This is a genomic window from Mesorhizobium sp. ORM8.1 (assembly GCF_053005525.2).
On the sequence record NZ_CM132600.1, the window covers coordinates 2,578,173 to 2,592,431 of the forward strand.

At 60.2% G+C, this 14,259-nt stretch carries 13 protein-coding genes and 2 pseudogenes; 14 read left to right on the forward strand and 1 reads right to left on the reverse strand.

Annotated elements, in window-relative coordinates:
* The first annotated feature begins 234 nt into the window (after positions 1 to 234).
* Positions 235 to 555: a HesB/IscA family protein gene (locus ACVDG8_RS13210; protein WP_447255048.1), complete on the forward strand. Its 321-nt coding sequence runs from the start codon at positions 235 to 237 to the stop codon at positions 553 to 555.
* A gap of 167 nt (positions 556 to 722) precedes the next feature.
* Complete coding sequence (nifS, locus tag ACVDG8_RS13215; protein ID WP_447257328.1) at positions 723 to 1,940, forward strand: cysteine desulfurase NifS; 1,218 nt, start codon at positions 723 to 725, stop codon at positions 1,938 to 1,940.
* 276 nt (positions 1,941 to 2,216) lie between these two features.
* Here the strand turns inward: nifS and ACVDG8_RS13220 are convergent, their stop codons facing one another.
* Positions 2,217 to 2,441 carry a hypothetical protein gene (locus ACVDG8_RS13220; RefSeq protein WP_455707744.1) on the reverse strand — a complete coding sequence of 75 codons (225 nt, stop codon included), beginning with the start codon at positions 2,439 to 2,441 and terminating at the stop codon, positions 2,217 to 2,219.
* Between the two features lie 83 nt (positions 2,442 to 2,524).
* On the opposite strand from ACVDG8_RS13220, the gene nifW reads away from it, so the two are divergent.
* The 12 genes and pseudogenes from nifW (at position 2,525) to ACVDG8_RS13280 (ending at position 14,256) form a co-directional block, all read left to right on the forward strand.
* On the forward strand, positions 2,525 to 2,902 hold the full coding sequence (gene nifW, locus ACVDG8_RS13225) for a nitrogenase stabilizing/protective protein NifW (protein ID WP_447255049.1): 378 nt from the start codon (positions 2,525 to 2,527) through the stop codon (positions 2,900 to 2,902).
* Between the two features lie 172 nt (positions 2,903 to 3,074).
* Positions 3,075 to 3,923 carry an electron transfer flavoprotein subunit beta/FixA family protein gene (locus ACVDG8_RS13230; RefSeq protein WP_447255050.1) on the forward strand — a complete coding sequence of 283 codons (849 nt, stop codon included), beginning with the start codon at positions 3,075 to 3,077 and terminating at the stop codon, positions 3,921 to 3,923.
* 18 nt (positions 3,924 to 3,941) lie between these two features.
* Positions 3,942 to 5,051, forward strand: a complete 1,110-nt coding sequence (locus tag ACVDG8_RS13235) for an electron transfer flavoprotein subunit alpha/FixB family protein (protein ID WP_447255051.1) — start codon at positions 3,942 to 3,944, stop codon at positions 5,049 to 5,051.
* 12 nt (positions 5,052 to 5,063) lie between these two features.
* Positions 5,064 to 6,370 (forward strand): annotated as a pseudogene (locus ACVDG8_RS13240) (FAD-dependent oxidoreductase).
* A gap of 12 nt (positions 6,371 to 6,382) precedes the next feature.
* Entirely contained in the window at positions 6,383 to 6,682 is a 300-nt protein-coding gene (locus tag ACVDG8_RS13245) for a ferredoxin family protein (RefSeq protein ID WP_447255052.1), read from the forward strand.
* A 168-nt stretch (positions 6,683 to 6,850) separates the two neighbouring features.
* Positions 6,851 to 8,599: a nif-specific transcriptional activator NifA gene (gene nifA, locus ACVDG8_RS13250; protein ID WP_455707745.1), complete on the forward strand. Its 1,749-nt coding sequence runs from the start codon at positions 6,851 to 6,853 to the stop codon at positions 8,597 to 8,599.
* 490 nt (positions 8,600 to 9,089) lie between these two features.
* Positions 9,090 to 10,569, forward strand: a pseudogene (gene nifB / locus ACVDG8_RS13255) (nitrogenase cofactor biosynthesis protein NifB).
* 32 nt (positions 10,570 to 10,601) lie between these two features.
* On the forward strand, positions 10,602 to 10,796 hold the full coding sequence (locus ACVDG8_RS13260) for a 4Fe-4S dicluster domain-containing protein (RefSeq protein WP_447255055.1): 195 nt from the start codon (positions 10,602 to 10,604) through the stop codon (positions 10,794 to 10,796).
* An 85-nt stretch (positions 10,797 to 10,881) separates the two neighbouring features.
* Positions 10,882 to 11,202 carry a nitrogen fixation protein NifZ gene (locus ACVDG8_RS13265; RefSeq protein ID WP_447255056.1) on the forward strand — a complete coding sequence of 107 codons (321 nt, stop codon included), beginning with the start codon at positions 10,882 to 10,884 and terminating at the stop codon, positions 11,200 to 11,202.
* On the forward strand, positions 11,199 to 11,411 hold the full coding sequence (nifT, locus tag ACVDG8_RS13270; protein ID WP_447255057.1) for a putative nitrogen fixation protein NifT: 213 nt from the start codon (positions 11,199 to 11,201) through the stop codon (positions 11,409 to 11,411). Before ACVDG8_RS13265 ends, nifT begins: the two co-directional genes overlap by 4 nt.
* A gap of 38 nt (positions 11,412 to 11,449) precedes the next feature.
* Positions 11,450 to 12,334, forward strand: a complete 885-nt coding sequence (locus tag ACVDG8_RS13275) for an SIR2 family NAD-dependent protein deacylase (RefSeq protein WP_447255058.1) — start codon at positions 11,450 to 11,452, stop codon at positions 12,332 to 12,334.
* 92 nt (positions 12,335 to 12,426) lie between these two features.
* Entirely contained in the window at positions 12,427 to 14,256 is a 1,830-nt protein-coding gene (locus ACVDG8_RS13280; RefSeq protein ID WP_447255059.1) for an ABC transporter ATP-binding protein, read from the forward strand.
* Positions 14,257 to 14,259 lie beyond the last annotated feature (3 nt).

The following is a 14,259-nucleotide window of genomic DNA, read 5'->3' on the forward strand; positions in this document are numbered from 1 at the left end:
CCTGGACCTATCCGGGAACCTGGCTTGCCTGCAGTCCGAGAGAGAATTCGGGCCCACCCAGGTGTCGCGGACCCGACGAACCCGACAATACGCGTCGATTGTCGACGCTTCTGCGGCAATTCCGAACCGGAATTTTAGAAGTGTTGGGGATGTCGCACTGGTCGAAAACGGCTTTTTCCCGTTGGCACGGTCCATGCACGGGCATCCGCAGTCCGCATCGAGGAGAAGCGAGCCATGATCACGCTCACCGACAAGGCCGTTGCCGCCGTCAAGACCGCTCTGTCCGCCGCCAGTCAGCCCGCGGAAGGCTTTCGCATCATGGTTGAGGCCGGCGGTTGCTCCGGCTTCAAATACTCAATGGGCCTGGAGAGCGTACCGCGCGAGGGCGACGCCGTTGTCGAGACAGATGGGATCAAGGTGTTCGTGGACGCCGACTCCCAACCGCATGTTGCCGGCATGGCCGTCGACTTCGTCACCGGTATCGAATCCTCCGGCTTTGTTTTCGACAATCCCAACGCGCGAGAAAAGTGCTCCTGCGGTAAGTCGTTCGGCTGATCGCGAAGGAGGAGAGAGGGCGCCGCGAGCGAGCTTGGCCGGCCGTCGCCCGGTGCGGGCCAACCTGCGGAGCACTTGCGCCACTCGGGACCATCGCGCTCTCAACGGCGCAGGCTCGATGAGACCAAGTCCCGCTTAACGTCATCCCGCTCGATTGGAGACCACCCATGGCAGTCTATCTCGACAACAACGCAACGACCCGGGTCGACCCCGCGGTCGTCAAGGCGATGTTGCCGTTTCTTACCGATCAATTCGGCAACCCTTCGTCGGCCCACGGTTTTGGCGCCTTTGCCGGCACTGCGTTGGCAAAGGCTCGGCGCCAGTTGCAGGCGCTGGTCGGCGCGGAGTTCGACGATGAGATCATCTTCACCTCGGGTGGAACGGAAAGCGACAATGCCGCCATTCTCTCGGCGCTTGAGGTGATGTCTGACCGAACAGAGATCGTGATTTCCGCTGTCGAACATCCGGCTGTGCTGACCCTGTGCGCTCATCTTGAAGAGACGCGCCGCGCTAAGGTGCACAGGATTCCGGTGGACCGCCATGGCCGGCTGAACGTCGACGCTTACCGGGCGGCGCTCACCCCAAACGTGGCAGTCGTCTCGATCATGTGGGCCAACAACGAGACTGGTACGATCTTCCCCGTTGCCAAACTCGCCGAATTGGCCAAGGAAGTCGGCGCGGTTTTCCACACTGATGCCGTGCAGGCGGTCGGCAAGCTCCCGATCAACTTGAAATCCACCGCCATCGACATGCTGTCGCTCTCCAGCCATAAATTTCATGGGCCAAAAGGGGTCGGCGCACTTTTCGTCAAGCGCGGCGTGCCGTTCCAACCGCTGATCAAGGGGGGGCACCAGGAGAGCGATCGGCGCGCCGGCACCGAAAACACGCCCGGCATAGTCGGGCTCGGCGCGGCCGCCGAACTCGCCTTGAAATTCATGGATTGTGAGACCACGCGGATAAAGTGGCTCCGCGACAGGCTGGAGAACGGGCTTGTCCAGCGTGTCCCAAACAGCTTCGTCAACGGCGATCCTCTGGAGCGCTTGCCCAACACCGCAAACATCGCCTTCGAGGACATTGAGGGCGGCCATGGGATCCTGCATCTCCTGGACCGCGAGGGTGTCGTCTGTTCCTCGGGGTCCGCGTGCACATCGGGCGGTGCGGAGCCAAGCCATGTGCTGAGGGCGATGAAAATGCCACATGGGGCGGTCCGCTTCTCTTTCGCGCGTGACAACGGACAAGAAGACGTGGACCGCGTGCTCGAGGTCTTGCCTTCGATCGTGGAGAGGCTGCGGCACGCCCACAGTTCCGGGTCGAATGGATGGAGCGCCGAAGATCTTCAAGGCGTTCCAGGTCTCGGCGGCGGAAGAACCGGCGTCCATTCGTGAGCAGTCAATTCTTTCTCAAGGATACCACCCGGCGCGACGGCGAGCAGGCCCCCGGCGGTCAGGGACGACACTGCGGTGGACTCGCCTACACGGTGACCGACGGTGCGTTGATGGCGGCCGGTGTGCCTGACACGAGGTTGGCGCTCCGGGCATGGGAACTGACGAGATCGAGCAATTTGCTCCGTGGTCGCTGGGGTGTCCCGGTGCGGCTCACGGCATGGTAGCCGGATGAGCTCACAGGATCGCGATGGATCGGTCGAGTGCGGCGTCTGCGCCTCAATCGTCGTCCATCGATTTCAGCTTGCCGCCAGGCTCGGGCTCGACCGAGGGAGCGCTACAGCTCATCGAGCATACGCTCGGAAGCGCGGCCACCAGGGCAACCAGAGCAGCGCCACCAGCTCCTTTTCGCACGAGTGCTCGCGCGACCTCGGTCGGGCCGAGCGCCAGGCGCCGAACGCCAGCTGTATCCACGAGGCGATTGTCGCGCTGGCTGATCTGCATCGTTCATCAACCGCGGCCTTCGGGGCTGCATGTCCAATGTGCGACGAACGCGCCAAAACCCGGTTCCGACAAAGGAGATTGTAATGAATTGTTCCGCTGACAGCAGACCCATCGACGTCACCAACATCCTCACGCGCCTGAAACGCCTGTCGTCCGCGGAGGAGTTTTTCGCCGCTCTTGGCGTTTCGTATGATCCGAAGGTGCTCAATGTCTCACGGCTGCATATCCTCAAGCGTGTGGGCCAATACCTTGCCGAGGAAGACTTCTCCGGGCTGCCCGACCAGGTGATTGCCGCGCGCGTGCGCGCCATGCTGGTACGCGCCTACGAGGAGTTCGCGGCTTCCTCGCCGCTCACGCAACGGGTTTTCAAGGTGCTCAAAGACCACGATCCGAGCAAAGCTCACAAGCCAGGCCGCACATTCGTTCCGTTCGACTCCATCCTGAAGCGTTTCGGCGAATAACGACATAGTTGCGACGCGGCAATGTCGACAAGCCGACAATTCGGACATCGAAGCCGGGGCCCTCGGAAATGACCAATGGAACTTACAAGGAATAGGCGCCCACAAAACACTTGGCACGAATGATGCTGACAAGAAATCGGACTGCCAGCTCACATCGGGACACAGAACGCCAATGCACATCGTCGTCAGCATAAAGCAGGTGCCGGACTCGGCACAGATACGGGTCCATCCCGTGACGAACACCATCATGCGCCAGGGTGTGCCGACCATCATCAACCCTTACGACCTGTTCGCCCTGGAAGAAGCACTCAGGCTGCGCGACGCCTATGGCGGGGAGGTCACCGTGCTCACCATGGGCCCACCCATGGCCGAGGACTCCCTGCGCAAGGCGCTCGGCTACGGCGCCGATCGCGCGGTGCTTTTGACCGACCGCTATTTTGCCGGTTCCGACACGCTGGCCACCTCCTTTGCTCTTTCCCAGGCAATCGCGAAGATCGGCGAGACCTTCGGCACGCCAGACGTGGTCTTCACGGGCAAACAGACGATCGACGGCGACACCGCCCAGGTAGGACCCGGCATCGCCAAGCGTCTCGATCTGCTTCAACTCACCTACGTCGCCAAAATCGCCTCCATTGATCTTGCTGCAGGCGAGATCACGGTCGAGCGCAGGTGCGAGGGCGGCACCCAGAAGCTGAAGAGCAGGCTGCCTTGCCTCATCACCATGCTGGAAGGCACAAACGAGATGCGCCGGGGCTCGATCGAAAACGCGCTTTCCGCCGCGCGCAGCCAGATAGTGAGATGGAGTGCGGCCGAGGCCGGCATCGAAGATCTCACCAAATGTGGCTTGCGTGGCTCGCCGACGGTCGTCAAGCGCGTTTTTGCCCCTATCACCCGTTCGGAAAAGGCGGCGCAAATTGAGATCGCCGAGAAGACGCAGCGCGAAGTCGCCGACGAGCTGATCGGTGCGATCTTCACCCGTCAGCCGGCGCTGGAACCAGAACTCGCCTTCGAGAGCGCGTGACGGCAAGGATCAGACCATATGTCGAGCAAGAACACAGACACACCTCCCCAGCCCCCCGGCCGTGCCGGGATGAAGAAGGAACTTCCCGAGCGTTTCAGGGATTATCGGCACGTCTGGGTTTTAGTCGAGCTCGAACGCGGCGAGGTCCATCCCGTATCATTCGAACTGCTTGGCGAGGGCCGCAAGCTGGCCGACAAACTTGGCGTCCAACTCGCTGGTGCTGTGCTCGGACCGCCGGGAGAAGCCACCCATAACGCAGTCGCCGAGGCCTTCGCCTATGGCGCCGACCTCGTCTACTTGGTCGAAGCGCCGCTGCTCGCCGACTATCGTAATGAGCCATTCACCAAGGCGATGACCGATCTGGTTACCGCTCACAAACCCGAGATCCTGCTTCTGGGCGCAACCACGCTCGGCAGGGACCTCGCCGGGTCCGTCGCAACCACCTTGCTGACTGGGCTAACGGCCGACTGCACCGAACTTGATGTGGACGCTGACGGTTCACTCGCCGCGACCCGCCCCACTTTTGGCGGTTCGTTGCTATGCACGATCTACACGCTCAATTACCGGCCGCAGATGGCGACGGTGCGACCGAGGGTCATGGCCATGCCGCAGCGGGCGGACAGACCAATCGGGCGTGTCATCCCGCACAAGCTGTCGCTAGCCGAGGATGAAATCGTCACCAAGGTGCTAGGGTTCCTTCCGGATAGCCAGTCGGGCGTCGTCAATCTCGCCTATGCGGATGTAGTTGTTGCAGGAGGGCTCGGTCTCGGCGGGGCGGAGAACCTGCAGCTTGTGAAGAGCCTCGCGCGAGTGATAGGCGCCGAATTCGGCTGTTCGCGGCCGCTGGTCCAAAAGGGCTGGATGTCGGCCGATCGGCAGATCGGCCAAACAGGCAAGACAATCCGGCCGAAGCTCTACATAGCGGCCGGTATTTCCGGCGCCATTCAGCACCGCGTTGGAGTTGAGGGAGCCGATCTCATCGTGGCCATCAACACCGATCCGAACGCGCCAATTTTCGATTTCGCTCACCTCGGGATCGTCACCGATGCGGTGCGCTTCCTGCCGGCTTTGACCGAAGCCTTCACCCGGCGGCTTTCACCGCACAGTCGCGACAAGCTTGCGAGCTAAGGCATGATGCAGATGATCAAGGAAGAGTTCGACGCCATTGTCATCGGCGCCGGAATGTCCGGGAACGCAGCTGCCTATACTTTGGCTAGCGACGGCCTGAAGGTGCTCCAGTTGGAGCGAGGTGAATATCCGGGCTCTAAGAATGTCCAGGGCGCCATCATGTATGCGAGCATGCTGGAGAAGATCATTCCGGACTTCCGCGATGATGCACCTCTCGAACGGCATCTGGTTGAACAGCGACTGTGGGTTATGGATGACACCTCCCACACCGGGATTCACTATCGATCGGATGACTTCAACGAGATAAAGCCCAATCGCTATACGATCATCCGCGCCCAGTTCGATAAATGGTTTTCGCGCAGGGTGCGGGAGGCCGGCGCGACGGTTTTGTGCGAGACCACGGTGACGGACCTCGTGCGTGATACCAAGGGCAAGGTGATCGCGTCCGCACGGACCGGGCAGGCGGAGTGATCTACGCGGACGTAGTTGTTCTTGCAGAGGGTGTCTGCGGGCTGCTTGGCACACGGGGCGGCCTGCGCAAGATGCTGAAGCCCCAGTCCGTTGCCTTGGCGGTCAAGGAAATGCATTTCCTGCCCGAAGAGGTCATTGAGCAGCGGTTCGGCGTTAAAGGGGGTGAAGGCTGTGTCATTGAGGCAGTTGGCACGATATCCCACGGCATGGCTGGGCTCGGGTTCGTCTACACCAACAAGGAATCGATCTCACTGGGCATCGGCTGCCTCGTCTCGGATTTCGCCGCGAAGATGGAGAGCCCGTACGCCCTCCTCGACGCATTCAAAAACCATCCTTCGGTCCGGCCGCTGATTGCAGGTTCGGAGGTGAAAGAATATGCTGCGCACCTCATTCCCGAAGGTGGCTACAAGGCTATTCCGCAGCTCTTTGGCGACGGTTGGGTCGTTGTCGGCGATGCCGCGCAATTGAACAACGCCGTTCACCGCGAGGGTTCCAACCTCGCCATGACATCGGGTCGCATCGCGGCAGAGGCTATCATCCAGGTCAAGAGACGCAACAACCCTATGACCAAACGCAACCTCGCCCTTTACAAGGCAATGCTGGACAAATCGTTCGTGGTCAAAGACCTGCGAAAATACAAAGACATGCCGGCTTTGCTCCACACCAACGCCTCCACTTTCTTCACGACGTACCCGTGGTTGATGTCGCAAGCCGCGCAAAATTTCATGCGTGTCGATGGCACGCCAAAGATCGAGAAGGAAAAGGCGACCGCGGCAGCCTTCATCAAGGCGCGTTCGCGGTGGGGGCTGATCAGCGACGCGGTTCGCTTGGCGTTGGCGTGGCGGTGAGGCACTGACGACATGACCAACCCGGTGACAAAATTACGTGTCGAAGACAAGCTTTACCAGAACCGCTATTTGGTGGACCCCGGCCGTCCGCACATAAAGGTGCGACCCCACGAGCAACCGAGTGCAAGTCTGCTCGCGCTGACCCACATCTGTCCCGCGAAATGCTATGAGCTGAACGACGAAGGACAAGTTGAAATAACCCCCGATGGCTGCATGGAGTGCGGCACCTGCCGCGTTTTGTGCGAGGCCAGCGGCGAGATCGAATGGAACTATCCGCGCGGTGGCTTCGGCGTCCTGTTCAAGTTCGGATGATCGGCTTCGGCACCGTCTCAGTGGGTGGTGCGGCTGTGCACTCCGGAAGTCGCGACAAAGCGCATTTTTGCCGGCGCCATCTCGCCAAAGCGTGGAGCGGGTGAACATCCTGAACGATAAGTAGGCGCTTGGGAGGAGCACCCTGACCACAACCGCCGAGGTCTTTCCATGGCTCACATATCCCCGGATCGGGTCAACGAAGCAGGATGTCCAGACACTTTCCGCAAACCCACCACTGATCGGATGTTCGAAGCAGATGACTGGCTGACGGGGATTTACGAGATATCGAAGGCGCTGACGGCTCCCGCCCGGCTGGAGGTTACGTTGGCCAATGTCGTGAACACTCTCGCGTCATTTGTGCAAATGCGTCATGGATCAATCCTTGTTCTCGGCTCTGAAGGTGAGCCGGAGATCGCGGCGAGTGCCGGCAGCGCCCCGTCAGGCACTCACCCCATCATACCGGAGGCCGCAATCAATCAAATCGTCGCAACGGGCACGCGGCTCGTCATCGCGGACCTAAGCACGTCCGAGTTGTTTCAGACCGATCTTCAAACACTTCCCAAAGTCGAGTCCCTCCCGATGGCCTTTATCGGCGTCCCGGTTAAGGCTGAGGACAGGGTCCTTGGGACGTTATCGATCCTAAGAGAAAACGGATCCCGCCATGATGAGGATATCTGCTTCCTGACGATGGTGGCAAACCTCGTCGGCCGCACCATTCGCCTCCATCGCGGCTTGACTATGGATCGTGAGCGGCGCGTCAATAAGGACTGGAGAGTGGAGAATTCGTCCAATGGGGACCGGACCGACCTCGTCCCACATGCGCGCGTCAAGATCGATGGGATCATCGGGGAGAGCCCCGCACTCAAGCAGGTGCTCGAAACCGTCTCCATTGTAGCCAGGACGAATTCCACCGTGCTTCTGAGAGGCGAGAGCGGCACCGGCAAGGAGTTTTTCGCGCAGGCCATACACAGGCACTCGCTCCGGCGGACGAAATCTTTCGTCAAGTTGAACTGCGCCGCACTGTCGGAAAGCGTTCTGGAGTCGGAGCTGTTCGGACATGAAAAAGGTGCCTTTACAGGCGCAATTTCCCAGCGCGCCGGCCGTTTTGAATTGGCAAATGGAGGAACGCTGCTACTCGACGAAATCGGCGAGATATCGCCTGCCTTCCAAGCCAAGCTGTTACGCGTCTTGCAGGAAGGCGAACTGGAGCGTGTTGGCGGCACCAAGACGCTGCAGGTGGACGTGCGACTCATATGCGCCACCAACAGGGATCTTGAGTCGGCTGTCGTAAACGGGGATTTCAGGGCCGACCTTTATTATCGCATCAATGTGGTGCCAATCATCCTGCCTCCGCTCAGAGAGCGACCGGGGGATATTCCTCGGCTTGCGAACGCCTTCCTCGAACGATTCAACAAGGAGAACCATCTCGAACTCGCCTTCGCGCCATCGGCGCTCGAGTTTATCTCGCAATGCTACTTCCCTGGTAACGTCCGCGAATTGGAGAACTGCGTGGAAAGGACGGCCACGCTGGCGCGTTCAAGGACCATCGCTCCATCGGATTTTGCCTGCAACAATAACCAATGTCTGTCATGGCTCCTCTGGAAAAGAGCTGATCATTCGCACAGCGGCAATACCGGCAACCAAAGCATTCGAAACAATATGATGCCTGCCGGATTGCCCACGCCGGCCGGGCGCTTCGGCGCGCCGCAGGACAACCTCCGACCCCATACTGCCGACCCTGCAAACGATCTCGCTCTCCGTGCAATAGGCCCGCGCCTGACGGAACGCGACCGGCTGATCGGCGCGATGGAGAAGGTCGGCTGGGTTCAGGCCAAGGCCGCCCGTGTCCTCGGCGTCACGCCGCGACAGGTCGGATACGCTTTGCGCCGACACGGCATCGAGGTGAAGAAGTTCTAGAGTCTCATTGATCTGGAGAACGGGAACACTGCGCCAGCTACGCCAAAATGTGTCGGAGCCCGGGCCCAAGCTGCGCGGGCGTGTGATGCTGTCGCGCCCCAACCCACCCTTTCCGGCGTCTTGCCGATCGTAAACGGGAGTCACCGACTCTCCTTACCCGGACCAATGCAGATCCAGACGAGCAGTGGCAACATCACAACCAAGTCGCCGTCGCTCAGAGCGACATCCTTCTCGGAGACAGGTCGGGACGGTTGTGCCGAGGGCGATCACGGCTGAGCTGTCGACGCGGTAATTCATCTCGACCTGATCTTCGGCCGGGGTCGTCTTCCTAACCTTCTGAGCATGCCCTGTTAGGAGTCCGACAAAGCTGTGTCGGAGCAACTCCGTGATGTCCGACGCGCAAAGCCAATTCGTGAGCTAGCGCCAGCTATTCAGTTGGCATTGCTCTTGCGCTTCGAACCGCGACGTTAACCCGTAACGGAGCCGTTCAATGGCCGCACCGGTGATTTCAGCTGAGAGCCTGACGGGCGCGAGGGTCTCCGAACGGTTGCTGGTGAGCGCGAAGTCGGGTGGCTGCGCATCTTCCTCCTGCGGGTCGTCGACAAGGCCGGACAATGTGGATCTGGCCACCTGGGACAAGATCAAGGATCACCCGTGCTTTTCGGAAGAGGCGCACCACTATTTTGCGCGCATGCACGTCGCCGTCGCGCCGGCCTGCAATGTTCAGTGCAACTACTGCAATCGCAAATATGACTGCGCCAACGAAAGCCGGCCCGGGGTTGTCTCGGAAAAGCTGACGCCCGATGAGGCGGTACGCAAGGTGATCGCCGTTGCCAATGAAGTGCCGCAGCTTTCCGTGCTTGGCATCGCCGGACCGGGTGATGCCTGCTACGACTGGAAGAAGACAAAGGCGACACTCGACCGCGTCATCAGGGAAATCCCCGACCTTAGGCTTTGCGTCTCCACGAACGGGCTCGCGCTGCCGGACCATGTCGACGAGCTTGCCGACATGAATGTCGATCACGTGACGATCACGATCAACATGGTCGATCCGGAGATAGGTGCAAAAATCTATCCCTGGATCTTTTACGGTCACCGCCGCTATTACGGCATCGAAGCAGCCAGAATTCTGCACGAGCGGCAGATGCTGGGACTGGAGATGCTCAGCGCACGCGGCATCCTCACCAAAGTCAATTCGGTGATGATCCCTGGAGTGAATGACCAGCACCTGATTGAGGTGAACAAGTCGGTCAAGCAGCGCGGCGCGTTCCTTCATAACGTCATGCCTCTCATCTCGGACCCGGCGCACGGCACGCACTTCGGGTTGACCGGGCAGCGTGGTCCAAACCCAATGGAGATGAAGGCTCTTCAGGATCGTCTTGAAGGCGGCGCCAAGTTGATGCGCCACTGCAGGCAGTGCCGGGCCGATGCCGTCGGCCTGCTGGGCGTGGATCGTGGCCAGGAATTCACGCTTGCCCACATCCCCGGTGAGCTCACCTACGATGCCAGCAAGCGCGAAGCCTATCGGGAGCTGGTGGCGGACGAGCGCCGTGATCACCTGGCGGCCAGGAGCCAAGCGGCCGGAGCGGTGAAGACAGCGAGTTCCGGGAAGTCCTTCTCATCGCGGTGGCGACTAAGGGCGGCGGCCGCGTCAACGAACACTTCGGCCATGCCAAGGAATTCCAAATGTATGAAGCCTCGACTAGTGGGATCAACTTTGTCGGGCACCGCAACGTTGAGCAGTATTGTCTCGGGGGTGGGGCGAGAAGGCCACTCTCGACGGGATCATCGCAGCGCTTGAAGGCGTAGACGTCGTGCTTTGCATCAAAATTGGAGATCGCCCCAGGGAGCAGCTCGCGGCCGCCGGTATCCAAGCAACGGAGGCTTACGGCCATGACTACATCGAAACGGCAATCGCAGCGATTTACGCCGCTGACTTCGGCATCCAAGCACTCGCGGCGACAGCCTGAACCCAATTCATTTACTCAACTCAGGAATCGAAATGGCTTTCAAGATCATCGCATCCCAATGCACACAATGCGGCGCCTGCGAATTCGAATGCCCGTCGGGTGCGATCAAGTTCAAAGGCGAAAGCTACGTGGTCGAGCTGCAGAAATGCACCGAATGCGAAGGGGCTTTCGACACGCAACAATGTGCTTCGGTGTGTCCTGTGCCGAATACCTGCGTTCCTGCCTGAGTCCACTGGGTAGCCGACAAGTGGCTGCCCGGACGCCTGCGCGCCTCATCAATCACAGTAGCCTCAGAGAACCAAGGAACCGCCAATGTGGCTCGCACGCGAACAGGAGGTGGAAATCCGCAGACCTCCCCAATTTCGGCCGGGAGAGCGGGTCCGTGCCACTCGTCACGTCAAGAATGACGGCACCTACCCTGGCAGGGAGATCGGCGAAAATCTCGTGCGCAAGGGCGAAGAGGGTTATGTGCGCGATATTGGCACGTTTCTCCAGCAGTTCTTCATCTACGCGGTCGAATGGATCGACCGTGGGACGATCGTCGGCATGCGGGCGCGTGAATTGATGAGCCTCGACAGACCCGACCCTCCCCTCGACGCCGAAGAAAAAGCAAACCAAGGAACGGCCGGATGAAAGTAATGATCCGCAGGACCGATTCCGGGTTGTCGGCATATGTCCCCAAAAAGGATCTCGAAGAACCGATCATCAAGTTGGAGAAACAAGACCTCTGGGGCGGCGTCGTAACGCTCAGGAACGGGTGGCGGCTGCTCCTACCCGATCTTCCGCCGCATACGCGTCTGCCAATCACCGTCGAGGCAAGGAAGCTTCCCGACGAGGGCTGATGCTGCCCCTCAATGAGAGGCGTCAAGAGGAAAAGAGCATGAACAAGATCCCGACCTCGGGCCACCTCGTCGTCGTGCGGGACAGTTTCGCCCGAACGCTGCTTGAGCTGGCCAGACAAGCGCTCGTTTCCGATCACGTGATCCCATATCTCGGTCCGGGTCTGCTGCGGCTAAGCTCAGCGGAGCCGCCTGTACCGAGCACCCCAGAGGCCGTCGCCGCCGCACTCAACACGCGGGCGCCAGCTCCCTCGAAGATCCGCACCAACATGTGGTCGGTCGCGCAATTCATCGAGCAGCGTCGGCATCGCCGCACACTTCAAGCCTGGATGACAGATATATTCGCGGGGCCGACGGCGCCGACGCTCCTCCACAACTGGCTCGCAAAGCTCCCGCTCTCCCTCATCATCGACAGCTGGTACGAAGGCGCGATGAGGGCGGCGCTGGCTGAGGCCGGCCGGACCGACGTCGCCGAGATACAAGGCGTCACGCGGGCGAACGAAATTCGCGACATTTGGACCAGAACCTACGACTTGTTCGGAACGGAGCTTGAGCCCGGAGCAGCGGTAAGGACGGTTCTCTATGCGCCTCATGGCAGTATCAGGCCGGCCGCAAATTTCCTCATCGCCGATTCCGATTATGTCGAAGCCCTGACTGAAATCGATATCCAGACGCCCATTCCTGACGTGGTCAAGGAACGACGCGTCCACCGGGGGTTCTTCTTCGTCGGCTGCCGCTTCAATGATCAGATGCTGCGCACTTACGCCAGGCAGATCATGAAGCGCTCGGAAGGGCCCCGTTACGCGATCATGGATGGGCAAACGCTGACAAGAAACGAAGCGCGTTTCCTTGCGGCAAGCGGCATCACGGTGATCGACATGCCAGCGAGCGAAGCCGTGGCACAACTCGCCGGATCAGCGTCTTGAGCCGATGGTGGCTAGGATCAACTTGGAGGACGTCTTTGATGTGAGTCGACCGGCTCGCTTCCGAAGGCGCAAAATTCAGTCAGGGACATTCTGTGGGCAGTGATGCTGTTGGCACGACTCCTCTCAATTCGTCCGCGCATGTGAAAGCGGCCGGGTGGGGTCGGGGCTTGAGCACACTACTGCGCATAACGCGCATCAATTTGAGGCACCCGTGGCAGGTCGCGCTAGCCATCGGTTCGACGATGATAGCGGTAATCCTGCAGTTGCTCGTTCCGCAGCTTCTCGGCCGGGCTGTCGACCAAACCCAGGTCGTCATCGGGGCCGGTGTGACGGGGGCGGCTGCAGAACAAATGCTTTGGACCCTGGCTCTCCTGCTACTGGCAGCGAGTTTGCTGCGCGGCCTCTTCACGATGGCGCAAAACTATTTTGCCGAAGCCGTCGGGCACCACGCCGCGTACGAACTGCGACTGGCTTGTTATGAGAAAGTCCAGCGCCTGAGCTTTTCGTTTCACGACCGGGTGCATTCAGGCGACTTGATCACTCTCGGCATCCTCGATCTCGACGGCGTGCGGATGTATTTTTCCACCGCTCTGGTTCGGCTGATTATGCTCATCATGCTGATCGGAATCGGCGCCTGCATGATGATCTCTACCGACCCGGTGCTCGGCCTCGTCGCACTGAGCTTCATGCCTTTCGTCGCCTGGCGGTCGTCGGTCACACAGCTCAAGCTCCGCGCGATCTGGCTCGAGCTGCAGGAGCGGCTTTCTGTTTTGGGCCGCGTGATGGAGGAAAATCTCGCGGGCATCCGCGTTGTCCGCGCGTTTTCGGGACAGGCTTATGAAATAGCGAAGTTCGACATCGCCTCGACCAACGCGCTCGAACTCGCTCACGAGCAGGTTGACGTCTACGTCCCCAATACCTCGGCAATGACCCTGGCTTTCTTTGTTGCCATGGGGCTGGTCCTCTGGATCGGCTGCAATAAGCTCATTGCCGGCCAGATCAGCGTTGGAACACTCACGACGTTCCTGACGTTCATGACGATCCTGCAAATGCCCGTCCGCCAGATCGGATTGATGGTGAACGGCTTCGCCCGCGCTTACACTTGCGGTTCGCGCGTCTTTGGTCTGCTCGACCAGGACATCACGATCAGGGATGCTTCCGGTGCAAGACCGCTCGAGATCGGCGAAGGCACCCTGCGCTTCGACAATGTCTCGTTTGCATATCCCGGCACCGCAAACCGCGTCATTCTGAAGAACATCACGTTTAGCGCCCACAGAGGCGAGACGATCGCGATCGTCGGTCCGCCGGGTTCGGGCAAATCGACAATGATTCACCTGATCCCCCGCTTTTACGACGTCACCGGGGGCACCATCATGCTTGACGGGCAGGACATCCGCGGGGTCACCCTGGCTACGCTTCGCAAGGCGGTCGCCATCGTACAGCAGGATCCATTCCTGTTCACCACCACGATCGAGAACAACATCGCTTATGGCGACCCTTGGGCGAAGGAACAGCGGATTGAGCGGGCTAGCGAATCCGCCCAGTTGCACAATTACATCCTCGGCCTGCCCGCAGGCTACAAGACGGTCGTCGGCGAACGTGGTGGATCTCTCTCTGGCGGCCAGCGTCAGCGTCTGACCATAGCTCGCACCATGATCTTGCGCCCATCAATCGTGATTTTCGACGACTCGACGGCCGCGATCGACGCAGGCACCGAGCAGCGCATCCGGGCGGCGATACGGCGTTTCGCCAAGGACAGGGTGACGATCATCATCGCTCACCGGCTGAGTTCGCTCAAGCACGCCGACCGGATTCTGTTCGTCGACAATGGCGAGATCGCCGAACGTGGCACCCATCAAGAGCTTTTGGCCAAGCGAGGACGCTACAAAGCACTTTACGATCTTCAGTTGCGCCATGAGTAGGGG